Here is a 25,786-nt window from a genome sequence, read left to right as displayed (position 1 = left end):
ATTTTTGGCAAATGAGTTTACGGTTATCGGGCTGGGATGATACGATTGTTGCCTTGGCAACGCCTCCGGGAATTGGGGCGCTGGGCATTGTTCGTTTGAGCGGAAAAGAAGCCATCAACGTGGTAGCTTCTCTTTTTCCTTCAAAGGATTTAACCAAACAGGCGTCACACACTTTGCACGTGGGATATTTAAAAAGCATGGGCAACGTATTAGACGAAGTTGTGGTTTCGCTTTACAAGGCACCCCGATCGTACACAGGTGAAGACATTGCTGAAATCAGTTGCCACGGGTCGCCTTTTATTCTTCGGCAAGTAATTGATGCCTGCGTACAAAAAGGCGCACGAATGGCAAAGCCGGGAGAATTTACACAAAGGGCTTTTTTAGCCGGCAAACTCGATTTGGCCCAGGCCGAAGCCGTTGCTGACCTCATTGTAAGCAATACAGAAGCTTCGCGTAAAACGGCACTCAACAACATGCGCGGCCGTTTTTCGCATTCGCTAAAAGACTTGCGCGAACAACTTATCAAGTTCTCAGCCCTCATCGAACTTGAACTCGACTTTTCGCAGGAAGATGTTGAATTTGCCGACCGGGCACAGTTAAAACAGTTAATTGAAAACGCGAAGATCCAGACAGAAAAATTGCTGCGTTCTTTTCAATTGGGCAATGTCATTAAAAACGGCGTGAGCATAGCTATTGTTGGCAAGCCCAATGCCGGCAAGTCCACATTGTTAAACACCTTGCTAAACGAAGACAGGGCCATTGTCAGCGACATTCCCGGCACCACGAGAGACACCATCGAAGAGATAATAAACATTGACGGCATTTTGTTTCGGTTGATTGATACGGCTGGCATACGTTCCCATTCTGCTGACGCAATTGAATCGGTTGGCATTGAAAGAAGCCGCCAGAAAATGCAGCAAGCCGATGTGGTGTTGTACTTGTTTGATGTGAACGAAACGCCGGTTGAAGAATTGGTGAAAACAATTGATGATTTACAGCGACAGCAGATCAATCATCTCTTGGTTGCCAACAAAGTTGATTCGTTAGACGAAGGAGAAGCACGACGAAAATTTTCAGGTGTTGCCAACGTTATATTTATTTCGGCCATATCGGGTTTGCACACCGAGGTCTTGAAAGAAAGAATGGTGGACGCTGTGTTACGGGATAAAGTGCAAGGAGAAGATGTTGTGGTTACCAATGCCCGGCATTATCATTCCTTGCAGGAAGTGAACAAATCATTGAGGGACATAGAAGAAGGAATGACCAACAAAATTCCCGGAGATTTACTGTCTCTAGATATCCGCCGCTGTCTTCATTATTTGGGTACAATCACCGGTGAAGTCAGCAACGATGACTTGCTGGACTATGTATTCAGCAAATTCTGTATCGGAAAGTAAACGGGTTTTTTTGCTATTTCAAATTGACAAGATCGAAAGAGTAAGGCAAGACTTTCTTTACTTTCCGTTATCCATAGGAAACAACAGGCAAAAACGGGCGCCTATGCCCGGTTCGCCTTTGGCATAAATATAACCGCCGTGAATGTCCATAACTTTTTTTGCGATTGACAAACCGATGCCAGCGCCTGTATATTCTTTGTTGCCGTGCAGCCGCGTAAAGGCGTGAAAAATTCTTTCGGCTTCCTGCTGGTGAAAGCCGATGCCGTTGTCGGAAACTTCGATTAAGTGAAAAAGCTTTTGTTGAGACGCTGCCGGCAACGGAATGGCAACTTCATTTCCCGTCAACATTCGCGAATTGATTTTCACCCTTGCAGGCACGCCGGGCTTCGTGTACTTTAACGCATTGGTAAGCAGGTTTTGAAAAAGTTGCTGAAGTTGTATGCGGTATCCCTCAAGGGTGGGCAGATTTTCCGTTTCGATGATCGCGGATTTTTCTTTAATCAGCACTTCAAGGTCTTCCAGGATGCTTCTGATTTTCTGGTTTAGATCAATGGTTTCTTTTTTCATTGACGCCTGGCCCAATTGCGAATAAGCCAGCAAGTCATCTACCAATAAGGACATGCGTTCGGCCGCTCGCTGCAATCGTTGCAGCATAAGATTTTCCTCGCCCGTAAGGCGGTTCTGCAAAATCTCGCCAAGCCGGCTTGAGAAAATCTGCATTTTACGCACAGGCTCTTTTAAATCGTGCGACGCAGCTCGTGTAAATTCTTCCAATCGCTGGTTTGCTTCGGAAAGTTCACGGTTTGACTGTAGCAGCAAGGTCGTCGCCGCTTCCAATTCCGCCGTTCGTTCTTCTACACGGTTGTGCAGCGCTAAGGTGAATTCTTTTTGGGCTGTTATGTCCTGTACCACTGCAAAGCTGCCTTTTGTTTGGCCGTCTGCGTTTTTTTGAATCATGCCTTTACAGCGTACCCACCGTATGCCGCTTTCTACCAGAAGACGGGCCTCAAACTCAAAACTGCCATCGGCTTGTCCTTTCAGGACTGCCTTGTCTCTCAGCTTCCGGTCGTCGGGGTGAATGCGGTTTATGTAGCCATCTACCGTGTAACCGTCTTCAAGTTCAAAAATTTCGGCCGTGCGTTTGTCGGCTCGCACAACGTTGGCGTTCCAGTCGGTGGTGATGATGCCCAGTTCACCTACTTCAAGCGCAAGGGCTGTTCTTTGTTTTTCTTCTTCCAGGCTTTGCAGCCCGAGCACCTGCTCTGTAACGTTGTGGGCAACGCAAAAAATGGCATTTGGCGTTTTATCTGTAGGAAGCAAAAAGTATGGCTTAAAGACCAAATCAAAATAGCGGGGCTCGCGTTTGCCGTTGATAATAATGACGGCAGAAAAATTAGAAAGGTAAACGGATTGACCGGTTTGCTGTACCCGTTCCAGGATGTTTAAGAGGCCTTGTTGTTTTATCTCTGTGAGGCTATTGCCCAAAGGTTTCCCGATAATCTCTTTTGTGCGTCCCAAAAACTCCAGCATTCGTTCGTTCACCAGTTCCACCTTGTAATTGGGGCCGCTAACAATACAGATAGCGACAGGGGCCTGACTAAACAACTGCTCAAGATCGAAGGTTTCCATATTCATTGATTGCGGCGGTGAAGTTATCATTCAACCTATAAATTTTTGACAGCTTTTCGTTGATTATCTGAGTAAGATTTGTTGTTCTGCAATTCGCAAAAGAAAAAGACAAAAGCGCTGTTCGGAAATTAAGACAGGCGCTTTAAAATGATAAATGAAAACCGCGTTGATAACAAGGCTGGGTATTGGAGAATTGATTGCTAAACGCTTATGTCGGTTGTTCGGTGAAGGCATTCGGAGATAAGAAATGAATTTTCTACTATAAAATGAGATAACCGGGCAGTTTCAATTAGACCGAAACTACTTATCTTCCTGTAATGGTAAACCTGCGAAACAAGAAGGTTCTCGTTACCGGCGGGGCGGGCTTTGTCGGCTCTAACCTTGTCCGTACGCTAGTGCAAAAACACGGTGCTACCGTTACCGTGTTGGACGACCTTTTTACCGGCGACGAACGAAACCTGGCCGGTGTCAAATATCAATTCATTCACGGTTCGGTAGAAAACAAATCCCTGGTAAACGATTGCGTGAAAGGCAAGGACTTTGTTTTTCATCTGGCTTCCCGCAACATCATTATTTCAAACTACGATCCATGCGGAGACCTTAACGTAAACGTGATTGGTTCCTACAACATATTTGAAGCCTGTCTCGAACACAATGTTAAGCGTGTGGTTTATTCATCCACGTCTTCCGTGTACGGCAACCCGCAAATCCTGCCTGTACAGGAAGACGATCCCAAAAGCTTTCTGAACTTTTACTCTGCAAGTAAGTACTCGGCAGAGGTTTATGCAAAAACCTTTTACGCCGTTTTTAATTTGCCCGTTACGGTTCTTCGTTATTCAAACATTTATGGCGATTACCAAACGCCTTCCAATCCTTATTGCGGCGTCATCGGAAAATTTATGGCCGCTGCCTTGGCCGGTGAACCGCTCAAGGTTCACGGCGACGGTTTGCAAACAAGAGATTACACCTACATTAACGATGCCGTGAACGCGACCATAGCGGCCGCCTTTCATCCCAAAGCGATTGGTGAAGATTACAACATCGGTACGGGTGTACAAACAAGCGTACTGGAAGTGGCGCAAGCGGTTATCAAACTTGCCGGCAGCCGCTCGGTCATTCAGCACGTAGAGAACCGCGACATCGACAACATTCGAAACCGCTGCATTTGCGTTGCAAAAGCAATGGAGCAATTCCAGTACCGGCCGGTCTTTTCTATCGAAGAAGGTTTAAAAGCCACCTTGCAATGGGCAATGCAATTGACAAAGACAAGTACGCCCCCGGTACTATCAAACAGTTTGACGGCATGACCCGCAGTCAACAGATTTGCAGTCGGTGTATTTACAACGACAGCGTGCCGCGGATAGCCTTCGACGAAAAAGGTGTTTGCAATTACTGCAAACTTTCCGACGCCATTAAAGAGCAATACGGAACAGGCTCGGAAAAGGGACTTCTTTCACTTCAACAAATTCTTGCGCAAATAAAAAAAGACGGACGCGGCAAACGATACGATTGCGTAGTGGGAGTAAGCGGCGGCACCGATTCTTCTTTCTTGCTTGCCAAAGCCGTGGAATGGGGGCTTCGCCCGTTAGCCGTTCATTTTGACAACACCTGGAATTCAGCTATTGCTTCGCTGAACATACACAAGGTTACAACAGCACTCAACGTAGATTTGGAAACCTACGTGGTTGACAACAAAGAAATGGAAGATCTCACGCGGGCCTTCTTTTTTTCGGGTGTGCCCGAACTGGATTGCCCTACCGATATTGCTTTTGCCGAAGTGCTTTACCGCAGTGCTGCTAAACAAAAGGTGCGTTACATCTTAGAAGGCCATTCTTTTATTACCGAAGGCATATCGCCTATGGGCAACAATTATTTCGACGGCAAGTACATCAAAGACGTACACAAAAAATTTGGCAGCGGCAAACAATTAAAAACTTTTCCGAACCTAAGCTTTGCTTCATTTTTAAAATGGACGGTTATAAAACGAATAAAAAAAGTTCGACCGCTTTGGTACATTGATTATTCCAAAGAAGAAGCGAGATGTTTTTTGCAACAGAGCTTTGACTGGGAGTATTATGGCGGGCACCATTTAGAAAACCGCTTGTCTGCTTTTACGTATGCGGTTTACCGGCCGCAAAAATTTGGTTTCGATAACCGCAACTGGAGTTTGGCTGCAGCCGCCCGCAACGGTTTAATGCCGCGGGAAGAAGCGTTGGCCGTTTACAATCAACCGGTAACGGGCACAGAAGAATTGCGCGACTTTTTTTTAAAACGAATCGGAGTTTCGATGCAGGAGTACACAGCCGTAATGCAGGGCGAAACGAAAACCTACAAAAATTTCAAGACCTACAAGATGCGCTTTGAAACACTCAGGCCTTTGTTTTATTTGTTGATGAAAGCCGGGCTCGTTACGTATAGCTTTTACGTTAAATACACATCAAAAACCGAAGGCGCATAACTATTCGTTTGAAGTGAAATTGATCGTTGCATTTACGAACAACACATGAACCTTACCGCGATGAAAATCGGCATCCTGGGCAACATGAACAATATGTATTTTTCGATGGCACGTTATCTGGCCGATGAAGGATACGATTGCGAACTCCTGATATTTGACAACGAGCCCTTGCACTTTCGTCCGCATGCCGATACGTTTGAAGGTCAGTATCGCCTGGTCGTTAAACAAGTAGATTGGGGAGACCCTGCACACTTTCTAAAAAAGCGAACAAAAGCCGCTGCGGATCTTGCGGCGTATGACTTTCTAATTGGCAACGGTGCAGCGCCGGCTTTTGTGCACGCAGCCGGCCGAGTGATTGATCTCTTTGTGCCTTACGGTGAAGATTTATACCGTTATCCTTTTAGTCACTTTGTACATCCTGTGCGACAGCTTTCTTATTGGACTATGGCCTGGCATCAACTGCGCGGCATTCGTCAAAGTCCGCATATCTTGTTTGACAAAACAAATCCTGAATTCGATAAAGTTTTTGAACGGCTGAAGTATAGGGGAAACAGAATCACAAATCCACCGCCGTTGTTTTACAGCAAGGAGTACGACGAATGCCTTTTGCAACAGGAGCAAAAGAATCCGCATTTTACGGAGTTGCAAGAATTGCGAAATCAAAATGAACTTTTGGTGCTGCAACACATTCGGCAGATTTGGAAGAACCGGCGCGACCCCTGGAACATGAAAGGCAACGATCGTCTCATTAGGGGATATGCGCAATTCTTAAGCAATAACTCTTTGCGAAAAACGAAGCTGCTTTTGTTTGAATACGGCGACGATGTGGAAAGCACAAAAAAATTAATTGCTGAACTGAAATTGCAGGAACACGTACGCTGGTTTCCCAAAAGTCTTCGAAAAGATTTGATGTTATTTATTAAAGCAAGCGATGTAGTAGTGGGAGAACTTTATTATGCCTGGAACACCTACTGCGTAGCATTGGAAACGCTTGCCATGGCGAAGCCGTTTATTCACAACCGCAACGATGCCTACCTTGCTGATGCATACCCGGAGCTTTATCCAATGTTTCAGGCCTCTTCACCCGACTGCATTTGTCGTGCATTGGAAAGCGTTGCACAAAACAAAGAAGCTGCCGCAGAAATGGGATGCAAGGGGCGTGCATGGTTTGAAAAATATTGCGTGCAGGAACCACTGCAGAAGATTGGGCAATTAATAGAAGCAAAGCAAAAAGCCCTGCATGGTCAAAAATCTTTTTAAAGATTCGGTGCTTTACGGAGCGATGAATGCGGTGCAGAAAGCTGCGCCTTTTTTCATCATTCCGTTGGTAACGCGTCATCTTGGAAAAGAAGCCTTGAAGATTTACGACGTATCCTTTGCTTATGTTGTTGTGTTTTTGTGGCTGGTGGTGCTGGGACAAGATGCAGCGGCTTCGGTACTTTATTTTGACGAGAAAAAAACTTCGTTTAACAAACGGCAAGTAACAACCTATGCCTTTCTTCTTCAAGTGGGCAGCTTACTTGTATTTGCTACGTTGCTTCTTCCTTTTTCACAAACCTGGGGCGGCTTGTTGTTTTCCAACGACGTGGCTATTGCTTCGTGGTGGCATTTCGCCTTGGCTGTTTTACCAGGCCATCTTGCACTCAATTATGCGTTGAACCTTTTGCTTTGGCAAAAAAGAAAAGCAGCATACGCAACGCTTTGTCTCCTGCAAAGCATTGTAAGCATTGCAAGCGTTTGGTTGTCGCTTGTTTTTTTTCACGGCGGGCTTACTGCGTTATTTTATTGCATAATTGGAAGCACAAGCCTTGCGGCCTTGGTTGGAATAATGCTGGTTGCGAAACAACTCACTGCGTCCGTTTTGCCGGTGAACACTACACTGCTCAAAACCTTGTTGCGCCTGGGGCTTCCGTTTGCGCTTACGGCTTTTTTTTCGCAATTGTTGCCTTCTGTTGACCGGCTCTTTTTGCTTCATTTCGGGTACGGAGATAAACTGGCTTCGTACGTGCTGGCGGCCAAATTGGGTTCACTGGTCAATTTTGGTACGTCTGCTTTTGTGCTTGCGTTTACGCCTTTTTCTTTAGCTAAGCTAAACGAGGAAAGTGCGGAAGAAGAACTATCCAATTTATTCCGTGTTGTTTCCACCATCGCTTTTTTAGCTGTGCCTTTTCTTTTGTTGTTTAAGAATTTGCTCATCACTTTTTTTGCGGATGCATCTTACCAAGACGCCGCTGCGTTCTTGCCTTTCTTTTTTTTGGGGTGGGTGTTTGATCTGTTTTATTATTTCACGGTGCTGGGCATTTATCGTTCACAAAAAACGCATCTTTCCCTCGTGCTGTTTTTTTCGGGTTTTGTATTGATTTCGTTGTTCAACTTTTTGTTGGTTCCGCAACTGGGTTTGTACGGCGCCGCGCTGAGTTTTTGTCTTTGCAAAGCAGCCGTGTTTTTTCTTTCGCTCGTTTGGTTGCAAAAGCATTTTCATTTAAGGATTCATGCAGGAAGTTTTGTGCTGGCTTTTGCCGTTTCGGTTGTGTGCAGTTATGCCGTTTACCGCTTGCCTTTGCTTGTGAATGTTTTTGTTTTCACGCCGTTGCTTTTTGCGGTTGTATTTTACCTGTGCAAGAGGAAGTGATCCGCAGTGCCTATGCCGGGTAAGCAATAACGTTACCGTTAGCGTTCTGTCTTAAATATGCATGCACGATTGTTCGAAAAGTTTTCTCATTCTTTGCATTTATAAAATAGTTTTCCTTACTTCGTAGTTGACGTTGAGCTTCGGTATTAACTGACGGAGAAACAAACCGCTCTTCAATCTTACTCTACTGATTTCATACACGTATTCATGAGGATGCAATAACCATTGTCAATCCTTAAAATCAACTTGTATGTTTTCACTTATCAAAACCATCGGCCTGAAAAAACTACTGGCCACCGAAACACCTTCCTTCCTTCTTTCTTTAATTCTGGCGGAAACCGCTTACAAATTCGGAAGTTTCGTTCTCGAATGCCTTGCCTTCCTCGTTACGTGGGGCTTCATAAGTTACCTTTTCAACGTGTTGCTTTCTCCCCGAAAGAACCCTTCGTAGCCTTTATTCAAACGGTTTTATCCCGCGTCTGCGTTGTTTAATTAGCCGAAAAATTTTAACCGGACGTGTAAATGCTGTTCGCACACGAAAGCCTCAAAAGACAGCGATAAATCACCTTTGAGTTTAGGCATTGTACGCATCTTTCTTTCACTGCTTGTCATCCATCGTTAACCTCTTTAAAAAAAAATTTATGGCAAAAAGAAAAAAAGAAACAAAACCTGCTGCGGATGTTCACGACCAGGCTTATTCCGGAGGCTCCGGTTCTACCCGCGTATTGCAAGCTGCTACTTATGACCCGGCAACTGTTACGCCGGAGATGCTCAGCACCCTCATTAATTCCGATGTGAAAAAGCCCTCGTGGAAAACGAACAAGTACCCCGTTGACATTGAAGAATTCAGAAGACTGCAAAAGGCCGCCGAACGTTCCGATAACGATACCAAAACAGCTTTGAAGGTAGCCGATACCGCAAGTGGTGATGCCGATGAAGAAATTGCCGGCGAGGGCTTTGAAATGGCTGAAGACGGCACCGCTACAGCGGCCGGCCCTGCACCTTTAGCGCCACCAGTAACCTCCGGCTTCGAAGCTATCCCCGCTACCGGATGGGTGCCACCGGATTGCGTTTGCGCCGCCGGGCCTTCGCACGTTATTGTTGCCGTTAACGCCGAATTCAGGATTTACAGCAAAACAGGCAGCATGTTGCGGCGCACCGTTGCCAGTTCGTTCTTCTCGCCAGTACTGCCCGCAGGTGCCTCGGTCAAAGTCTTTGACCCTCGCATTCTTTGGGACCATTACAACGGACGCTACTTAATGATTTTTGCCGCTACGCAAACTTCACCGGCCCGCTCGTGGTGTTGCGTGGCCGTTACCAAAACCGCTGACCCGATGGGTGCCTGGTGGCTGTATGCATTAGACAGTGCCGTTGACGGCAGCAACCCGACTTCCAATTGGCAGGATTATCCCATGCTGGGCATGGACCCGAACGCGGTTTACATCTCGGGCAATCAATTTAAAGTTGGCGGTGGTTTTCAATACGCCAAAATTCGCATCCTGAACAAAAGCGAATTGTATGCTGGTGCACCGGTGCGCTGGTATGATTTCTGGAACCTGAAAAATCCGAATGGATCGGTTGCCTTTACCGTGCAGCCTTGCGTTCATTACCGCGGCATCGGCGCCGGCGATGCGTATTTTGTCAACGCTATCTGGCCCAGTGCCGGCAACCTTACCGTATGGACGTTAAGTGATCCGCTGCGTTATTGGCGCGACGGCGGCGCTCCTACTCTTTCAAAAGTAAGCGTGCCTTGCCGAAGCTATGATTTGCCGCCGCAGGCAAAACAAAAAGGAAGTGCTACCACTATCAATACAAATGATTCGCGGATACTGAGTGCCATCTATCAAAACGCCGGCGGTGTGTTGCGAATATGGGCGGCGCACACGTCAAAAATTTCCTGGTCGGGAGATAGCGAAGCCCGCAGCGCCGTGCAGTGGTATGAGATAGACGTGCCGACAAAACGTGTGATCCAGCAAAACGGTTTTGGCCAGTCGGGTGCTTATTATTTTTATCCCGCTATTCAAACCGACATTAACCGCAACGCTTTTGTAGTATTTGGCCGTTCCTCAGCCGCCGAGTTTGCGCACTTGCGCATTACCGGTAGAAGAGTAACGGCGCCTTTGAATGATTTGGAAGGAAGTGCTCTGCTGAAGATTGGCGAAAGTGCGCACACGTCGGGACGCTGGGGTGATTATTTTGGTATTGGCCGCGATGGGGCGGACGCATCGAAAATATGGGCCGTGGGCGAGTACGCCGAAAGCAGCGGTTTTTGGGGAACTTTTGTTGTTTCAACAAAATACTGACGCGGCAAACGGCTGCTTTGGATTGGGTTCAGGGCAGCCGTTTTAAAATTCTTTCTAACAAACGCGACGAGCTTAGCGATCAATCTTTTTTGCGTCTTCTTTTCGCTTTTCCATTTCTTCCTTGTTTTCGGGCATGCCAATTCCGATAATTTTTTCTTCATTAGGCGATTGCTCTGCCGCAGGTTGATTTTCCGGCGTGTTTGTTTTTGGCTGAACGGTTCTTTCGGACCCGCCTTTATTTGACGGATGATTATTGTTATTCATGAGAATTGTTTTTGTTATCGCTACAATCTTCGTACCCCCGCAGCCTGATTCAAAAATTTATACGCAGGTAAACGGCTTTTACGACCAATCTTCAACGCACTCAATACTTTCATTGCAGCCGGATAATGAATAATACTTAGCCAACCGAAATTCTCCTGAGCTTGCTTTTATCCAAGAGGCGAATGTTGTTTTTTTGCATCATCCTTCTGTTTATCCTATGGAATTGGTAATGTACGTCGGCTTCGACATGATTGATACAATACGCCTGAATACCGAAAAAATAACCGAGCCGGGTTATGTGGGTTCATTAAAACGTGAACTGATGCAAAAGCATGCTTCGCAAATGCAATACCTTTCCGTTGAACCGGAATTTTTGATTGTGCAATCCGTAAGCCAGGCATAAAATATCTGCCTTCCCTATTGTAAATGGGCAGTCAGTTCCCCCGGCTCCTGTATAATCGTTAGCTTGTCGTTCAAATTCCCGTAAAGAAATTCTTCGTTTGCTATCACTTGCATGTGAGTAATGAGGTGATCGTAAAACCCGCCGCTGTTCAGGATAAAAATTCTTTTGTCGTGGATGGAAAGCTGGTTCCAGGTAAGAATTTCAAACAGCTCGTCCAACGTTCCAAAGCCGCCGGGCAAAATCACTGCGCCATCGCACAGTTCGTAAAGTTTTCGTTTGCGCACGTGCATGTCTTCCACCACAAACAATTCGCTGATGCCTTCGTGCTGGTGCTCCCAATCTTTCAGCACTTGCGGTATCACGCCGCGCACAATTCCACCCGCCTTCATCACCGTGTTGGCTACAATGCCCATCAAACCTTTGTTGCCGCCGCCGTAAATCAACTCAATCTTTTTCTGCGCCAGCAAATCTGCCAACGCAACGGCGTGCTGCTCGAACAAGGGATTATTACCGCTTTTACTGCCGCAAAAAATAGCCAGTTTGCCAATCGTACCCATTGAAGTATTTTGTGCCGCAAAAGGAAGACAAATTTTTCTTTCGTCAAAACAATCGGCCGCTGTTGGCCGTTCGTTACAAAAACATAACGCATGAGTTCTTCGGTGTTGCTTCTCTTTGTCATCGGTTATTTTGTAATACTGCTGGTGGTGGCGTACTTCACGTCGCGCAACTCCAACAACGATTCGTTTTTCATCGGCAACAAGAATTCCAACTGGATGCTGGTGGCCTTTGGCATGATTGGCACATCGCTCAGCGGCGTTACGTTTGTGAGTGTGCCGGGAACGGTGGGTTCGGCGGCCTTCTCTTACTTTCAGGTGGTCATTGGTTACTTGATTGGCTACGTTGTCATTGCTTTTGTTTTGCTGCCGCTTTATTACCGGCTGAACCTTACTTCAATTTATAATTATTTGCAGCACCGCTTTGGAATGGTGTCGTACAAAACCGGTGCGTTGTTTTTTATCATTTCAAGAACGCTGGGCGCAACGGCAAGGCTTTATTTAGTGATTAACGTGTTGCAGATTTTTATTTTGAAAGACCTTGGCATTTCCTTCGGTGTGGCCACCTTCATCATCTTGCTCATGATTTTGCTTTACACCTTTGAAGGCGGCGTAAAGACCATTGTTTACACCGATACCTTGCAAACGACGTTCATGTTGTTGGGCCTTGTGGTTTGCATTGTTTACATCATGAACAACATGAGCCACTCTGTTGGTTCTACGTTGCAGGCGTTGGGACAAAGCGGACTCACCAAAATTTTTAATACCGATGTTGCTTCATCGGGATTCTTTTTAAAGAGCATTTTGGGCGGCATGTTCATCACCATTGGCATGACCGGCCTCGACCAGGAGATGATGCAAAAAAACATCAGCGTAAAGCGGCTCGGCGATTCGCAAAAAAACATGATGACCTTTAGCGTTATCATGGTTCTTGTAAATTTCCTTTTCCTGTTGCTGGGCGGTGTGTTGTTTTTGTATGCCAAGACAAACGGCGTTATGGTTTCGGGTGATGATTTGTTTCCAACCGTTGCGCTGAAAGGCGTGATGCCCGCGGCCATTTCCATCATCTTCATCATTGCCCTGATCTCTGCGCTCTTTCCAAGTGCTGATGGTGCTCTTACGGCGCTGACTTCTTCTTTTTGCATTGACATGCTTGGAATAAAGCGAAGAGAAAATTTAAGCGAAGCCCAGCGCAAACGCATTCGCCTAACTGTGCACATGACGTTTGCCATCATTTTCTTTTTGATTGTGATGGGCTTTAAGGCCATGAACAGCAAATCAGTTATTGACATTATTTTAAAAGTAGCCGGCTTTACCTATGGACCGTTATTGGGTTTGTTTGCCTTTGGTATTTTTACCAAACGAACCATTAACGACAAAGCAGCGCTTTACGTTTGTTTGCTTGCACCGCTGTTGATGCTGGGACTTGATTTTGTGAACAACATTGAATGGTGGCAAAAGCAGATCAAACTTGATGCCTCGTGGGTTGACGGAGTAAAATCGCTTTCGGCTTCTTTGTTCGGCAAGTTTAAAATTGGTACCGAGCTTTTGCTCTACAACGGCATTGTTACTTATCTGGGTTTGTTGCTTATTTCAAAACCGGGCGATAGAAACGCAAGACTAACCGCGGAAAGAAGCGAAAGGCCGGCGGTTGAAATGGAGTAAGCCTGTAATCTAAATCAACGCACATGGACATTGTTCATCCACAGGCACAAGCTTACGCCGAAAAATACACCTCGCCGGAAGATGCGCTGTTGCACGAAGTGGCACAATACACGTACACGCAACATGCGCACTCGCACATGCTCAGCGGCCACTTGCAGGGAAAGTTTTTGGAAATGATAAGCTGCATGATCAAACCGCAGCGCATTTTGGAGATCGGAACCTTTACTGGTTACAGTGCTTTGTGTTTGGCCAAAGGCTTGCAGCCCGGCGGTAAATTGCACACGGTAGAGCTGCGCGAAGACGATGCAGCAAGGGCGCAGGAATATTTTCGTCGAAGTTCTTACGCCGGACAGATAATTTTACATATCGGCAATGCGTTGGAAATCGTCGGTGAACTGGACGAAGCGTGGGATTTGGTTTTCATTGACGCCGACAAGGAAAACTACACAGCCTATTTTAACCTTGTTTTCCCTTTCGTAAAACCTGGCGGCTTTATTTTAGCGGACAATGTGCTCTTTCACGGACAGGTTCTGGAAGCAGAAATCAAAGGCAAAAATGCCAAAGCCATTCAGGCTTTTAATGATGAAGTGGCAAAGCGAATTGATGCAGAAAGAATGTTGCTTCCCCTGCGTGACGGAATTTTTCTGATACGAAAGCTGCACGAATAACGTTAACCAAACGAATAAATCATCCGATGAAAAAACGCATCCTCTTCCTCCTTTTTTTTGCGGGCCTTGCTGCGCTTACCACGTTCGCACAATCGAAAGAAACCGTGCAGGCTTACGTGGACAAATACAAAGTCATCGCCATTGAAGAAATGCAGCGTACCGGCGTGCCGGCGGCGATTACCTTGGCCCAAGGCATTCATGAAAGCGGTGCGGGCACAAGCGATTTGGTATTGAAATCAAACAATCATTTTGGCATCAAATGCAAAACAGAATGGGACGGTGATAAAGTTTATCACGACGATGATGCAAGAGGGGAATGCTTTCGCAAATACGACGATCCCGCCGTTTCTTACCGCGACCATTCAGACTTCTTGCGCACCCGTCCTTATTACGCTTCGCTTTTTAAATTGGACCCGATGGATTATGAGGGCTGGGCTTACGGTTTGAAGAAGGCCGGCTACGCTACCAACCCACGCTATCCGCAAATCCTCATCAAGCTCATTCAGGATTTTAATTTGCAGGATTACACGCTGATTGCCTTGGGCAAAAAACCGTTGAACGAAAACAGCCCCCAATGGACGAAATCATCTGAATCAATCAATACCGCGATTGCCAGCAACGCTGTGGCGCAGAAGCCAAAGGCAGCTTATCCAAGTGGCGTTTTTAAAATCAACGACACAAAAGTTGTTTTCATTTCCAAAGGAACATCTTACTTAAAAGTAGCAGAAGACAACAGTGTTTCACTTGCTCGTCTGCTTGAATTCAACGACATGAAAGACGGCGATGTGGCGCAGGAAGACGGTCTTGTATTCCTGCAACGCAAACGCAAATCCGGCGGACACGAAACGCACACAATGCTTCCTGGTGAAACGCTTTACGACGTTGCGCAAGCAGAAGGCATCCGCCTGGAAAGTTTGTTGCAATACAATCTTCTTACGCCCAATGCGCAACCCGCAGAAGGCGAGAGGTTGTACTTAACAACATCCGCGCCTTCTGCACCGAAACTGGCCGCCGAAAAGCCAAAGGCAACACTGGCGGTGTACAAAACGGACGGGCCGGCAAGCCAGCCTGCGTTCGTCATGCACGTTGTAGAACCGAAAGAAACGGTTTACAGCATCGCTAAAAAATACAACGTAAACGTTGACAATGTAAAAGCCTGGAACAACATGGAGACGAATGATCTTAAGATTGGCCAACAAATCAGAATCAATAAAACACGCTAATGACCACCGTAAAACTGCACGATAAAACGTTTGATACCTATCTCTCCAGCGAAACCATCCAGCAAAAAGTAGCGGAGCTTGCCGGAATACTGAACAAAGAATACGCAGACAGAAGGCCTTTGTTTATCGCCATTCTCAACGGCTCGTTCATGTTTGCTTCGGACTTGTTTAAGCACCTGACGATAGATGCTGAAATTTCGTTTATCAAGCTGGCCTCGTACCGCGGTACCAAAAGCACTGGCCGCATCATTACCGCCATTGGCCTGGAAGATGATTTGTTTGACCGCGATGTAGTGATCCTGGAAGACATTGTTGACACCGGGAGAACCTTGCACGAGTTTCTTCCAAAACTTCATCACCAGCAACCGAAATCGCTAAAGATTGTAACGCTTTTGCACAAGGCCGAAGCCACGCAATTTCCCATTCCGATAGATCACGTTGGCTTCAGCATCCCCGATAAATTTGTGGTGGGCTACGGTTTGGACTACGACGGTCTTGGCCGTAACCTGAAAGAAATTTACCAATTGGCTGAAAAGGATATTGAGTGATTGTGACAGTAGGATATTGCCCTTGTGTTTCACTTTCTTCTTCGCAAACTTTTTTGCAACACGGATTACTCCCGTAGAACATCGCAATATCCAAATATCCCGCTATCGTTTTTCCTCTCTTTGTTTCGTACCTTTTGCCCCGATTTACTGCTTTGAAGCGACTTGCTTACATACTTTTCTCGCTTCTCTTTCCACTGCTTGCTCTTTCGCAACAATATTATATCAAAGGGCAGGTGAGGGACGACGGAGGAACGCCGATGCAAAACGTGACCATGCTTTTGCACAGCAGCGGGTATTTATACAAGAGCGGCAGCGACGGCGGCTTCGGTATTATGACACCGATGAAGGTGGACACATTGACCATCTTTCGCGAAGGTTACCAAAAAGAAAAACGCATCATTTGGGCCAGCAAGTTCAACGACATCGTGCTGAAAAAAGTAACGGTGGTAAAAAGCATTGCCCCCAGTCGGCTTGTTTCTTTTACGCAAAATTTAAAACGTGAAGAACAACAGCGTTGGTTTGCCGGCGATGAAACGTACACCAGCACCGTCGAGAACAATTTCATTAACGCTTCGGCTTATCCAAAAACCGGTGTAAGCCTGAACGTTGACCGTGCTTCGTACAGCAACGTTCGCCGTTTCCTTACCATGAATTCAACCGTCCCGCCCGATGCAGTGCGCATTGAGGAAATGCTGAATTATTTCAATCTCGAATACAAAGAACCGCCCGGCGACAAACCTTTTGAGATTGCCACAACGCTTACCGCTTGTCCCTGGAACAAGAACAACCAATTGCTTTTTGCGCACATTAACTCAAAGAAATTGCCGCTCGACAAAGTGCCGCAAACGCACCTTGTTTTTTTAATTGACGTTTCGGGTTCGATGGACATGCCCAACCGTTTGCCTTTGCTGAAAAGCGGTTTCAAAGGATTGGTGAACAACCTTCGCGCAAAAGATTCGGTGTCCATTGTGGTGTATGGAGGTACCGTAGGCGTTGCGCTGTTGCCCACCAGCGGAGCGGAAAAAGAAAAAATTTTCAAGGTCATTGACAGCCTGCAACCCGGCGGAAGTACGCCGGGCGAATCGGGAATCAAGTTGGCTTACAGCATGGCCCGCAACCACTATTTAAAAGACGGTAATAACCGCGTAATACTGGCCACAGACGGCGATTTTAACGTGGGCCTTCGAAAAGAAGAAGACCTTGAAGAAATGATCATTGCGCAACGGAACGCCGGCATTTATCTTACCTGCCTCGGCATCGGCATGGGCAATTACAAAGACTCAAAAATTCAAACGCTGGCGCAAAGCGGCAACGGGAACTTTGCCTACATTGACAGTTACCGGGAAGCGGAAAAAGTGTTGATGAAGGAATTTATGCAAACGCTTTACACCGTGGCTGACAATGCCTTTCTTTCGGTGCAATTCAACCCGCAATACGTGAAGCAATACCGGCTTATTGGATTTGATAACAAAGTAGGCGCTCTGAAAGACACAAGCGCCGTTATCGAAGGCGGTGAAGTGGGTTCGGCTTACTCCATGATTGTGGCCTTTGAAATTGTACCCGTGGAAGGGTATCAAAAAAGCCTTACCGACCCCGTAAATTTTTTGTTGCGTTTTCAGAACACGGCCAACCACACGGCCTGCGAAATGAGCGAACAGCCGCAGTTATTTTTTACGCCTTTCAATCAATTGGCAAGCCCTTACAAATTTGCAAGTGCTGTGATCATGTTTGGTTCTTTGCTGCGCGGTTCCAAATACGTAAAAGATGTTTCGTGGACTGAAATCTTAAACACGGCAAAGCCTGCGGCAGATGTGAACAATTTTTCGCAAAAAGAATTTTTGGAATTGGTGGAACTGGCAAAAAAACTTTACGGAAAAAAGCGCAAAAAAGAAGAGTGATTTTTTTTAATTTGTAGACATGAAACCAGCTTTCTGCCTACTGCTTCTCTTTTTGTGCGCTGCTGCTTGTGCACAAAAACTTGAAAAGTATTTCGACTACCTCTGGAAGCCCTGTGCGCCTGAAAATGCCCGCTATTATACCGCCATTCAAAAGAAGGACAGTTTGTGGACACGGGTGGATTACTACATCCGTGAGAAATATTCGCAAATGACCGGCAGTTATCTTGACGAAGAAAACAAGATCCCGCATGGAAAGTTTGCTTATTATCATCCCAACAAACAACTGGAGGGAACGGGTGAATACCGAAACGGCAAGCGGGAAGGCTTGTGGCTTTGGTTTCACGAGAACGGCATGATGAGCGATTCTTCTCATTTTAAAAATGGTCGGCTTGTTGGAACAACGCTGCGCTGGTATTTCGATGGCATGATACAAGATTCGCTGGTGATGAATGAAGACGGCAGCGGTGTACAAGTTAGCTGGTTTCAGAACGGGCATCCTTCGTCGGCAGGTTGGTACAGCGCTGGTGAAAAACTGAACGGCAAATGGAAATTCTACCATAACAACGGCCAGCTAAGCGCTGTGGAAGTTTATGATAAAGGGAAGCTATTAAACAGGGAATACTTTGATAAAAACGGGCAGGCCGAAAGCGACACGACCAACAAGGACCGCGAAGCAAAACCCGAGAGTGCCGAGAAATGGAAAAAATATTTAGAGAGCACTGCTTACTTTCCCTCGCAATGGAAAATCACCGGCGCAAACCAAGCTGTGGTGATCGTTCGGTTTGCGGTTGACGAGGAAGGCAAAGTGGTTGAACCAATGGTGACTTATTCGTTCCACCCCGACTTTGATAAAATCGTTTACGATGCCATCAAAAAATCGCCTCGGTGGCAACTGGCTATCAGTCACAACCGGGCTATTAAAACGTATCACACGCAGCCCATCACGTTCTCGCAGCAGGAGCAATAAAACAGACATCCTTGTAAACAAAAAGAGCGACACGTTGATGTCGCTCTTTTTACAATGGCTGTATCTTTTACGAAAACATTTCCCGCATCTTGTCAAAAAACGATTTCTCTGTTTTATCGGGATTGGGCTTGAAGTTTTGCGAGTTGCTCAACTTTTCCAACATCGTCTTTTCTTCGGCGGAAAGATGCTGCGGCGTCCACACGTTTACGTGCACCAGTTGGTCGCCTTTTTCGTAACTGTTTACGGCTGGAAACCCTTTCCCTTTCAGCCGGAAAATTTTGCCGCTTTGCGTGCCCGGTGGGATTTTAATTTTTGCCCGGCCGTCTATCGTCGGCACTTCCAGGTTTGTTCCAAAGACTGCATCGGTAAAGGAAATGTGCAGTTCATAAACCGCGTTCAGGCCTTCACGCTGTAGTTCTTTGTGCGCTTCTTCTTCAATCAAAATAATCAGGTCCCCGGGCGAGCCGCCACGTTCGCCGGCATTGCCCTTGCCGCTGATGTTGAGCTGCATGCCTTCCTGCACGCCGGCCGGAATGTCAATGGTCACGGTTTCCTCGCCGTACACTCGTCCCTCGCCTTTGCAACTGTTGCATTTTGCCGTTACCGTTGTGCCTTCGCCGTTGCAGGTTGGACAGGTAGTGACGGTTTGCATTTGGCCCAAAAAAGTGTTGGTTACTTTGCGCACTTGTCCGCTGCCGCCGCAAGTACCGCAGGTTTGTACGCTGCCTTTGTCTTTGGCGCCGCTGCCGCTGCACGTATGGCAGGTAACGTATTTTTTTACCTTGATGTTTTTGGTAACGCCTTTTGCAATTTCTTCGTAAGTGAGTTTTAGCTTGATGCGCAGGTTGCTGCCGCGAACACCGCGGGCCGCACGACCTCCGCCACCCCCTCTTCTTCCGCCACCGCCGCTAAAGAAAGAGCCGAAGATGTCTTCGCCAAAGATGTCGCCAAACTGGCTGAAGATGTCTTCCATGTTTTGGCCGTGTCCACCACGACCGTTGCCGCTTACGCCGGCGTGCCCGAAGCGGTCGTACTGCGAACGTTTGTCCTGATCGCTCAAAATTTCATAGGCTTCCGCGGCTTCCTTGAATTTTTCTTCGGCCGATTTGTCTCCGGGGTTGCGGTCGGGGTGGTATTGCATGGCAACCTTCCGGTAGGCTTTTTTAATTTCCTCCGTGGCTGCGCCTTTGTTTACGCCCAATATCTCGTAATAATCTCTTTTCGACATTTGTGACTCCTGATTTGGTGTTTGAAATTTGAACGGCTTTTGCTCAAATCTCTTTTGTTCAGTATTGTTCTAAACGATGAAGTGAGCGACACAACAGGCGCTGATGGCAATGTGTCTGTTGGTTGGATTAGTCTCGCTTTCCTTTAAAGAACTTTTTTATGTTTTGAAAACGGTTGCCCGTTTTTGAATTCCTTCATTTGCCTACGACCACTTTAGCGAAGCGAATGATTTTATCGTTGAGGTAATAGCCTTTTTGCACTTCGGCTACTACTTTGCCGTACATTTTTTCGCCGGCATCAATTTCCGTTACCGCTTCGTGAAGATCGGGGTTGAAATCCGTGCCCACCACTTCCATGGGTTTTAATCCTTTCGCTAAAAGCGTGTTGCGAAATTTGTTGAAGACGAGGTTAACGCCTTCTTTGATTTGCGCCACATCGTCGGTGGTTTCAAGGCCTTTTTGTGCCCTTTCGCTATCATCCAGCACGTCCAGTAAATCGGTAATCACGTCTTTGCTGGCGGTTTGGATCAATTCCACTCTTTCTTTGGCCGTGCGGCGGCGAAAATTATCAAACTCCGCTGCCTGGCGCAAGTATTTATCGTTAAGCTGGGCGATTTGTTCTTTTAAATTTTCAATCTCGGAATCTTCCGCAACCGGTTCGTTCAGGTGCTGGTTGCCCGCCATGTTTTCATCGGCGTTGATGTTAAAGTCTTCTGTCTCGTGGGGGCGGCCGTTATCCTGCATTTCCGTCTTGTTCATGTGCTAAAAATTGAGGTGCAAAGGTAGGTTTCAAGAACGTTGCCAAGGCTTAAGAAAAGGACAAAATGTCTTTTAATGTGCTGATGCGAAAACGTGCAAGTGGCCAATGAAACAACCACACAGAATTGCCTCTTCATTTTCACATTTGCCAATTGGCACATTTGCACATTCAGTAGCTTGCGCCCCATGAAAAAGGTTTACCTGAAGCGAAAGATTGCACAACGGATTGCCGGCGGTCACCCCTGGATTTTTGCCAACGAAGTGGAAAGAGTGGAAGGGGGGCCAGTGGCAGGCGATGTGGTAGAGGTTTATTTTCACGACGGCAAGTTTGCGGGCAAAGGCTACTTCAACGCCCAGTCGCAGATTATGTTGCGGCTGCTTACAGTGGATAAGAAAGCAACGGTTAATGATGATTTCTTTCTGCAAAAAATAAAAGAGTGCTGGTCTTACCGTCAGCAGATCGGCTACGTTGAAAATTGCCGGCTCGTGTTTGGAGAAGCCGATGGACTGCCGCAGCTCATCATTGATAAGTTCAACGATTATTTTGTCATTCAAACCCTGGCCTTGGGCATTGATGTTTGGAAACCGGCGTTGGTAAAAGCTTTGCAAACGGTGTTCAAGCCCAAAGGCATTTACGAACGCAACGACGTCCCCGTGCGGGAACTGGAAGGTCTGCCGCAGCAAAAAGGATTTTTATCGGAGCCGTTCGATACAAAAATTATCATCAACGAAAACGGACTGAAGTTTCACGTTGACTTGGAAAATGGGCAAAAAACCGGTTATTTTTTAGACCAGCAGGACAACCGCCGGGCCATTCAAAACATTGTAAAAGGCGCCGATGTTTTGGGTGCCTTTACCTACACCGGAACCTTTGAAATTCATGCGGCGCATTACGGTGCAAAATCTGTTTTGGGTATCGATATTTCGGAAAATGCCGTGGCGCAAGCCAATCGCAATGCGGAACTGAACGGTTTGCAGAATGTTGTAAAATTTGAAGTGGCCAATGCTTTTGATGTACTGAAGCAATGGGGCAAGGAAGAAGGAAAGCGTTACGATGTGGTGATGCTGGATCCGCCTGCTTTTACAAAGAGCCGCGCCAACATTCAGAAAGCGATTACGGGTTACAAGGAAATTAATTTACGCGGCATGAAGCTGATAAAACCCGGCGGCTTTCTTGTTACGTCAAGTTGCACCAACCTTGTACAGCCGGATCTCTTCCTGAAGATCATTGACATGGCTGCAAAAGATGCCCGCAGGAAATTGCGGCAGATAACCTTTCAGGCCCAGTCTTCTGACCATCCGATAATCTGGAATATGGAGAATACGAACTATCTGAAGTTTTTGATTGTGCAGGTTGTCTGAGCCGGGATGTAGGGGATGGTTGTGATGCATTGGATTAAAAAAGCCTTTCAACTTCTTGAACGGCTTTTAATATAAAAAGATTTATCCTGTTCATTCATACATCCAAAACATCCCGGCTCAGGTATTACTTCGCCACCTGAAACTTGCCACTCTCCACCATCCGGCCGCTCTTGTCAAAAAGCTGGTAGATGTACATGCCGCGGGGAAAATCGGAAAGGTTGACCGTGGTGCGCTCGGGCAAATTGCCCTGCTCAAACATTTTGCGTCCCAGAATGGCATTAAAGATTTGCAGTGAATAACCTTGTTCGTAGGTCTTTTGAAAATCGAAATTGATGACCGTTGTGGCAGGATTTGGATAGAAGCGTACAATCGTAGATTGTCCCTCCGTCGGCAAAGAAGCCAGCCTGTTTTGCTGTGCTTGAGAGAGGACGGTTGAAACAATAAAAACGAACGCTATAAGTAAAAATTTCTTCAAATAGGACGATTTTAAATTCGAATACAATTATAATTCATAATCTTAAAAGTGCAAAGGTCTTGCCGAAAATTAGCGAAACTTTCGTCAGACTTTTAAGGCGGAAAGCGCTTCCCGAATGGCCTCAAAGTTTGGCTGAAGACTGGCATTCTCCAAAACTTCGGCATACCGAATGATCCCGCTTTCGTCAATCACAAAAGCCGCTCGTTTTGAAACGCCTTTCATGCCATAACCAAACGTATCGTACAACGCATCATAAGCCTTAGACACTTCTTTATTGAAATCGCTTAACAGTTCAAAATTTAAAGCCTGTTCTTCTTTAAATTTTTTTAGCGTGTGGAGCGAATCCACCGAAATGCCGAAGGGTTTTGCGTTGAGGCCTTCATAAATTTTTAAATTATCGCGTACCGAACACAACTCGGCTGTACAAACCGAAGTGAAGGCCAGGGGAAAGAAAAGTAACAACAGGTTCTGTCCTTTTTGATCCGAAAGGCTGATTTCTTTTTTTTCGGTATTGAACAAAGTAAAATCCGGCGCCTGCTGACCAATCTGTAAAGCCATAAAATCTATTTAGAGTGAAAACAATTTCGTTTGAAAGAAGTTCAAAATAAACGGGCCACCTTATAAAACCGCAATTACGTCGGTTTTAGTTTTTTTGTTTAGAAAAGGCTTTACTGCTGCGGCAATTTCTTTTTCCAAAACCTGCAGCAAGCCTTTTTTTATAAAATGACGATAGGTTACCAAACTGATTTCCCGCACCGGCACCGGTTGTTTAAAATGCCGCAATTTTTCCTTCCCTTTTTTATCGAATTGAATTGTAGCAAGTTCGGGGATGATGGTGATGCCGCCGTTCATTTCAGTAATTTTTAGCAAACTTTCAATGCTGCCGGTTTCGTAATCGAGGTGATGAATGATGGCCTGCTGTTTTTGAATTTCGCATAGATTCAGCACTTGCGAACGAAGGCAATGGCCTTCCTCCAAAAGCCACAATTTGTTTATGTCAATGTCTTCGGCTAAAATGTATTTCTTTTTCAGGCTGCGGTTTTGCTCCGCCACGTAAACTTTAAACTCTTCGTAAAACAGGTGCTTTTCGGCAAAGCCTTTTTCTACAAGCGGCGTTGCCATGATGGCAACGTCTAATTTGTCGGAAGCCAAAAGTTGCAACAAATGCTCCGTTGTCTGCTCCACGATTTTCAGTTTTACCGCCGAATATTTTTTTAGAAAAGCCGTCAGAAAAAGCGGCAGCAAATAAGGCGCAACAGTGGGAATGACACCAATGCGCAGTTCGCCGCCCGTGCCCGATTTGGCTTCTTTCGAAAGCTGTCTTAACTGCTGCGTTTCTTTTAGAATAATTCTTGCCTGTTCAAGAATTGCCCTGCCCGTTTCGGTAGGCATGACAGGTTGCTTGCTGCGGTCGAAAATGATGACGTCAAGCTCTTGTTCTAACTTTTTTATCATCGCACTTAAGGTGGCCTGCGTGACAAAACATTTCTCCGCGGCCTTTTCAAAATGGCGGTGTGTGTCCACCGAAACAATGTATTCGAGTTGCTGCAAATTCATCTCATAGATAATATCAATAAAAGTATAGAAAGATTTGTTTTTGTCTATGCGCTTATTCCGTGACTTTTGTCAGCGCAATGGCGAGAGCCTTGTCTTAGTTTCGAACGCAGCAATTGCTTGCGCACAAAACCAAACGCATTAACCTTTCAAACTTTAATCGTATGAACAACGAACAACAAAACGGCAACGGCCAGAATGGAGGGCCGCAGATACTGACCACACGCCAAGGCCATCCCGTAACCGACAATCAGAACCTACGGACTGTTGGCAACCGCGGACCGGCTACGTTAGAAAATTATCAGTTCCTTGAAAAGATGTCGCACTTCGACCGCGAACGTGTTCCTGAGCGTGTTGTGCATGCACGCGGCGCAGGTGCGCATGGCGTGTTTGAAGCATATGGAACGGTAGGCAACGAACCGGTTTCGAAATATACCCGTGCAAAACTGTTCCAAGAGAAAGGAAAGCAAACACCGGTGTTTGTTCGTTTTTCAACCGTTGGTCACGGCGGCCATTCGCCTGAAACATTAAGAGACCCACGTGGCTTTGCCACAAAGTTTTATACCGAAGACGGCAACTGGGATCTGGTGGGCAATAACCTCAAAATATTTTTCATTCGCGATGCCCTAAAATTTCCTGATTTAATTCACTCGCAAAAGCCTGATCCCGTTACCAACATTCAAAGCGGCGAACGCATTTTTGATTTCATCTCCAACACACCGGAAGCAACGCACATGGCAACCTTCCTGTTTTCGCCCTGGGGCATTCCGGCCAATTACCGCCAGATGCAAGGCTCGGGTGTAAACACCTACAAATGGGTGAACGGCGAAGGCAAGGCTGTGCTGGTAAAATACCATTGGGAGCCGCTGCAAGGAATCAAAAACTTAACGCAAGAACAAGCGGCAGAAATACAGGCGAAAAACTTTAACCACGCCACGCAAGACCTTTACGAAGCCATCGAAAGAGGCGATTATCCGCAATGGGAATTGCTGGTGCAAATCATGGAAGATCACGATCATCCCGAACTGGATTTCGATCCGCTGGACGATACGAAGCTTTGGCCGAAAGATCAATTCCCCTGGTTGCCGGTTGGCAAGATGACGCTGAACAAAAACCCGGTGAATTATTTTGCTGAAGTAGAACTTTCCGCATTTGGTACAGGCGTGCTTGTAGATGGATTGGATTTCTCCGATGACAAAATGTTGCAGGGCAGAACTTTCTCTTACAGCGACACGCAACGCTATCGCGTTGGTACAAATTATTTGCAATTGCCTATTAATGCACCGCGTTGCAAGGTGGCTACCAATCAACGTGACGGACAGATGGCTTATCACCAGGATATGGTGGAAGGCGTGAACCCGCACATCAACTACGAACCCTCAAGTTTGGGTGGATTAAAAGAAGCACCGAAGGCTGGTAAAGATCATGAACCTCAATACAACGCAAGATTGGTTCGTCAAAAGATTGACCGCACAAACGACTTCAAGCAGGCCGGTGAAACCTACCGAAATTTTGAAGATTGGGAAAGAGATGAACTAATCAGCAATCTGGTGAACACGTTGGCCAATGCCAATAAAGTGATCCAGGATAAAATGATTGAGAACTTTACAAAAGCCGATGCGGATTATGGCCGCCGCGTGGCTGAAGGATTAAAAAACAAGGCAAAAAATACCGGTGAAGTTGGTGCGCCATCGGGTGCAACAAAAACCGAAGAAGGCGTGAAGCAGGCGGGAGAAGTATCGAAAGAAGCAAAGCCCTATTAATTGTATATTCTCATTATTGTAAAACCCAACCGGTATTT

24 protein-coding genes are annotated in these 25,786 nt (G+C 46.3%); 16 read left to right on the top strand and 8 right to left on the bottom strand.

The window, feature by feature from the left end:
* The first annotated feature begins 11 nt into the window (after positions 1-11).
* Entirely contained in the window at positions 12-1,397 is a 1,386-nt protein-coding gene (gene mnmE, locus FSB75_RS11680; protein WP_146787433.1) for a tRNA uridine-5-carboxymethylaminomethyl(34) synthesis GTPase MnmE, read from the top strand.
* A 57-nt stretch (positions 1,398-1,454) separates the two neighbouring features.
* Here the strand turns inward: mnmE and FSB75_RS11675 are convergent, their stop codons facing one another.
* Positions 1,455-3,026 (bottom strand): sensor histidine kinase, encoded by a 1,572-nt coding sequence (locus FSB75_RS11675; RefSeq protein WP_172623126.1) that lies wholly within the window; start codon positions 3,024-3,026, stop codon positions 1,455-1,457.
* A 317-nt stretch (positions 3,027-3,343) separates the two neighbouring features.
* On the opposite strand from FSB75_RS11675, the gene FSB75_RS11670 reads away from it, so the two are divergent.
* The 6 genes from FSB75_RS11670 (at position 3,344) to FSB75_RS11645 (ending at position 10,419) form a co-directional block, all read left to right on the top strand.
* On the top strand, positions 3,344-4,333 hold the full coding sequence (locus FSB75_RS11670) for an NAD-dependent epimerase/dehydratase family protein (RefSeq protein ID WP_146787427.1): 990 nt from the start codon (positions 3,344-3,346) through the stop codon (positions 4,331-4,333).
* The gene (locus tag FSB75_RS11665) at positions 4,270-5,484 is read left to right on the top strand and encodes an N-acetyl sugar amidotransferase (RefSeq protein WP_227990565.1); all 1,215 of its coding nucleotides are present in this window, start codon (positions 4,270-4,272) and stop codon (positions 5,482-5,484) included. The genes FSB75_RS11670 and FSB75_RS11665 overlap by 64 nt, the downstream gene beginning before the upstream one ends.
* Before the next feature lie 45 nt (positions 5,485-5,529).
* Entirely contained in the window at positions 5,530-6,744 is a 1,215-nt protein-coding gene (locus tag FSB75_RS11660; RefSeq protein WP_146787424.1) for a glycosyltransferase, read from the top strand.
* On the top strand, positions 6,725-8,116 hold the full coding sequence (locus FSB75_RS11655; RefSeq protein WP_146787422.1) for a polysaccharide biosynthesis C-terminal domain-containing protein: 1,392 nt from the start codon (positions 6,725-6,727) through the stop codon (positions 8,114-8,116). The genes FSB75_RS11660 and FSB75_RS11655 overlap by 20 nt, the downstream gene beginning before the upstream one ends.
* Before the next feature lie 250 nt (positions 8,117-8,366).
* Positions 8,367-8,567, top strand: a complete 201-nt coding sequence (locus tag FSB75_RS11650) for a hypothetical protein (RefSeq protein WP_146787419.1) — start codon at positions 8,367-8,369, stop codon at positions 8,565-8,567.
* 190 nt (positions 8,568-8,757) lie between these two features.
* Positions 8,758-10,419: a hypothetical protein gene (locus FSB75_RS11645; protein WP_146787415.1), complete on the top strand. Its 1,662-nt coding sequence runs from the start codon at positions 8,758-8,760 to the stop codon at positions 10,417-10,419.
* Positions 10,420-10,491: 72 nt separating this feature from the next.
* Here FSB75_RS11645 and FSB75_RS11640 read toward each other — a convergent pair whose 3' ends face one another.
* Positions 10,492-10,683 (bottom strand): hypothetical protein, encoded by a 192-nt coding sequence (locus tag FSB75_RS11640; RefSeq protein ID WP_146787412.1) that lies wholly within the window; start codon positions 10,681-10,683, stop codon positions 10,492-10,494.
* Between the two features lie 217 nt (positions 10,684-10,900).
* Between FSB75_RS11640 and FSB75_RS11635 the strand changes: the two genes are divergently transcribed.
* Complete coding sequence (locus FSB75_RS11635) at positions 10,901-11,086, top strand: hypothetical protein (RefSeq protein ID WP_146787409.1); 186 nt, start codon at positions 10,901-10,903, stop codon at positions 11,084-11,086.
* A gap of 14 nt (positions 11,087-11,100) precedes the next feature.
* Here FSB75_RS11635 and FSB75_RS11630 read toward each other — a convergent pair whose 3' ends face one another.
* The gene (locus tag FSB75_RS11630) at positions 11,101-11,643 is read right to left on the bottom strand and encodes an LOG family protein (protein WP_146787406.1); all 543 of its coding nucleotides are present in this window, start codon (positions 11,641-11,643) and stop codon (positions 11,101-11,103) included.
* Between the two features lie 90 nt (positions 11,644-11,733).
* On the opposite strand from FSB75_RS11630, the gene FSB75_RS11625 reads away from it, so the two are divergent.
* The 6 genes from FSB75_RS11625 (at position 11,734) to FSB75_RS11600 (ending at position 18,609) form a co-directional block, all read left to right on the top strand.
* Positions 11,734-13,305 carry a sodium:solute symporter gene (locus FSB75_RS11625; protein ID WP_146787402.1) on the top strand — a complete coding sequence of 524 codons (1,572 nt, stop codon included), beginning with the start codon at positions 11,734-11,736 and terminating at the stop codon, positions 13,303-13,305.
* A 23-nt stretch (positions 13,306-13,328) separates the two neighbouring features.
* Entirely contained in the window at positions 13,329-13,973 is a 645-nt protein-coding gene (locus tag FSB75_RS11620; protein ID WP_146787399.1) for an O-methyltransferase, read from the top strand.
* Between the two features lie 26 nt (positions 13,974-13,999).
* Positions 14,000-15,196, top strand: a complete 1,197-nt coding sequence (locus FSB75_RS11615) for a glucosaminidase domain-containing protein (protein WP_146787395.1) — start codon at positions 14,000-14,002, stop codon at positions 15,194-15,196.
* Entirely contained in the window at positions 15,196-15,744 is a 549-nt protein-coding gene (gene hpt / locus FSB75_RS11610; RefSeq protein WP_146787392.1) for a hypoxanthine phosphoribosyltransferase, read from the top strand. The genes FSB75_RS11615 and hpt overlap by 1 nt, the downstream gene beginning before the upstream one ends.
* Positions 15,745-15,896: 152 nt before the next feature.
* Entirely contained in the window at positions 15,897-17,642 is a 1,746-nt protein-coding gene (locus FSB75_RS11605; protein ID WP_146787389.1) for a vWA domain-containing protein, read from the top strand.
* A gap of 19 nt (positions 17,643-17,661) precedes the next feature.
* On the top strand, positions 17,662-18,609 hold the full coding sequence (locus tag FSB75_RS11600) for an energy transducer TonB (protein WP_146787386.1): 948 nt from the start codon (positions 17,662-17,664) through the stop codon (positions 18,607-18,609).
* A 67-nt stretch (positions 18,610-18,676) separates the two neighbouring features.
* Here the strand turns inward: FSB75_RS11600 and dnaJ are convergent, their stop codons facing one another.
* Positions 18,677-19,837 (bottom strand): molecular chaperone DnaJ, encoded by a 1,161-nt coding sequence (gene dnaJ, locus FSB75_RS11595; RefSeq protein WP_146787383.1) that lies wholly within the window; start codon positions 19,835-19,837, stop codon positions 18,677-18,679.
* A gap of 193 nt (positions 19,838-20,030) precedes the next feature.
* On the bottom strand, positions 20,031-20,594 hold the full coding sequence (locus FSB75_RS11590; RefSeq protein WP_227990564.1) for a nucleotide exchange factor GrpE: 564 nt from the start codon (positions 20,592-20,594) through the stop codon (positions 20,031-20,033).
* Positions 20,595-20,780: 186 nt separating this feature from the next.
* Between FSB75_RS11590 and FSB75_RS11585 the strand changes: the two genes are divergently transcribed.
* Complete coding sequence (locus FSB75_RS11585) at positions 20,781-21,956, top strand: class I SAM-dependent rRNA methyltransferase (RefSeq protein WP_146787380.1); 1,176 nt, start codon at positions 20,781-20,783, stop codon at positions 21,954-21,956.
* 124 nt (positions 21,957-22,080) lie between these two features.
* Here the strand turns inward: FSB75_RS11585 and FSB75_RS11580 are convergent, their stop codons facing one another.
* The 3 genes from FSB75_RS11580 to FSB75_RS11570 form a co-directional block, all read right to left on the bottom strand.
* Complete coding sequence (locus FSB75_RS11580) at positions 22,081-22,431, bottom strand: T9SS type A sorting domain-containing protein (protein ID WP_172623125.1); 351 nt, start codon at positions 22,429-22,431, stop codon at positions 22,081-22,083.
* An 84-nt stretch (positions 22,432-22,515) separates the two neighbouring features.
* Positions 22,516-22,989 carry a redoxin domain-containing protein gene (locus FSB75_RS11575; protein ID WP_146787374.1) on the bottom strand — a complete coding sequence of 158 codons (474 nt, stop codon included), beginning with the start codon at positions 22,987-22,989 and terminating at the stop codon, positions 22,516-22,518.
* Between the two features lie 60 nt (positions 22,990-23,049).
* Positions 23,050-23,988 carry a hydrogen peroxide-inducible genes activator gene (locus FSB75_RS11570; RefSeq protein WP_146787371.1) on the bottom strand — a complete coding sequence of 313 codons (939 nt, stop codon included), beginning with the start codon at positions 23,986-23,988 and terminating at the stop codon, positions 23,050-23,052.
* Positions 23,989-24,149: 161 nt separating this feature from the next.
* Here FSB75_RS11570 and FSB75_RS11565 point away from each other — a divergent pair, with 161 nt between their 5' ends.
* The gene (locus tag FSB75_RS11565; RefSeq protein ID WP_146787368.1) at positions 24,150-25,748 is read left to right on the top strand and encodes a catalase; all 1,599 of its coding nucleotides are present in this window, start codon (positions 24,150-24,152) and stop codon (positions 25,746-25,748) included.
* The last annotated feature ends 38 nt before the right edge of the window (positions 25,749-25,786 follow it).

The sequence above is a fragment of the Flavisolibacter ginsenosidimutans genome (assembly GCF_007970805.1).
GTDB classification, from domain to species: Bacteria; Bacteroidota; Bacteroidia; order Chitinophagales; family Chitinophagaceae; genus Flavisolibacter; species Flavisolibacter ginsenosidimutans.
Note: the sequence above shows the minus strand (reverse complement) of the source record. Positions and strands in the feature narration are given on the sequence as shown.

Coding starts and splice junctions, on each gene's coding strand:
- mnmE (WP_146787433.1), top strand. CDS start 12: ATGAGTTTACGGTTATCGGGCTGGGATGATACGATTGTTGCCTTGGCA.
- FSB75_RS11675 (WP_172623126.1), bottom strand. CDS start 3,026: ATGGAAACCTTCGATCTTGAGCAGTTGTTTAGTCAGGCCCCTGTCGCT.
- FSB75_RS11670 (WP_146787427.1), top strand. CDS start 3,344: ATGGTAAACCTGCGAAACAAGAAGGTTCTCGTTACCGGCGGGGCGGGC.
- FSB75_RS11665 (WP_227990565.1), top strand. CDS start 4,270: ATGGGCAATGCAATTGACAAAGACAAGTACGCCCCCGGTACTATCAAA.
- FSB75_RS11660 (WP_146787424.1), top strand. CDS start 5,530: ATGAACCTTACCGCGATGAAAATCGGCATCCTGGGCAACATGAACAAT.
- FSB75_RS11655 (WP_146787422.1), top strand. CDS start 6,725: ATGGTCAAAAATCTTTTTAAAGATTCGGTGCTTTACGGAGCGATGAAT.
- FSB75_RS11650 (WP_146787419.1), top strand. CDS start 8,367: ATGTTTTCACTTATCAAAACCATCGGCCTGAAAAAACTACTGGCCACC.
- FSB75_RS11645 (WP_146787415.1), top strand. CDS start 8,758: ATGGCAAAAAGAAAAAAAGAAACAAAACCTGCTGCGGATGTTCACGAC.
- FSB75_RS11640 (WP_146787412.1), bottom strand. CDS start 10,683: ATGAATAACAATAATCATCCGTCAAATAAAGGCGGGTCCGAAAGAACC.
- FSB75_RS11635 (WP_146787409.1), top strand. CDS start 10,901: ATGGAATTGGTAATGTACGTCGGCTTCGACATGATTGATACAATACGC.
- FSB75_RS11630 (WP_146787406.1), bottom strand. CDS start 11,643: ATGGGTACGATTGGCAAACTGGCTATTTTTTGCGGCAGTAAAAGCGGT.
- FSB75_RS11625 (WP_146787402.1), top strand. CDS start 11,734: ATGAGTTCTTCGGTGTTGCTTCTCTTTGTCATCGGTTATTTTGTAATA.
- FSB75_RS11620 (WP_146787399.1), top strand. CDS start 13,329: ATGGACATTGTTCATCCACAGGCACAAGCTTACGCCGAAAAATACACC.
- FSB75_RS11615 (WP_146787395.1), top strand. CDS start 14,000: ATGAAAAAACGCATCCTCTTCCTCCTTTTTTTTGCGGGCCTTGCTGCG.
- hpt (WP_146787392.1), top strand. CDS start 15,196: ATGACCACCGTAAAACTGCACGATAAAACGTTTGATACCTATCTCTCC.
- FSB75_RS11600 (WP_146787386.1), top strand. CDS start 17,662: ATGAAACCAGCTTTCTGCCTACTGCTTCTCTTTTTGTGCGCTGCTGCT.
- dnaJ (WP_146787383.1), bottom strand. CDS start 19,837: ATGTCGAAAAGAGATTATTACGAGATATTGGGCGTAAACAAAGGCGCA.
- FSB75_RS11590 (WP_227990564.1), bottom strand. CDS start 20,594: ATGAACAAGACGGAAATGCAGGATAACGGCCGCCCCCACGAGACAGAA.
- FSB75_RS11585 (WP_146787380.1), top strand. CDS start 20,781: ATGAAAAAGGTTTACCTGAAGCGAAAGATTGCACAACGGATTGCCGGC.
- FSB75_RS11575 (WP_146787374.1), bottom strand. CDS start 22,989: ATGGCTTTACAGATTGGTCAGCAGGCGCCGGATTTTACTTTGTTCAAT.
- FSB75_RS11570 (WP_146787371.1), bottom strand. CDS start 23,988: ATGAATTTGCAGCAACTCGAATACATTGTTTCGGTGGACACACACCGC.
- FSB75_RS11565 (WP_146787368.1), top strand. CDS start 24,150: ATGAACAACGAACAACAAAACGGCAACGGCCAGAATGGAGGGCCGCAG.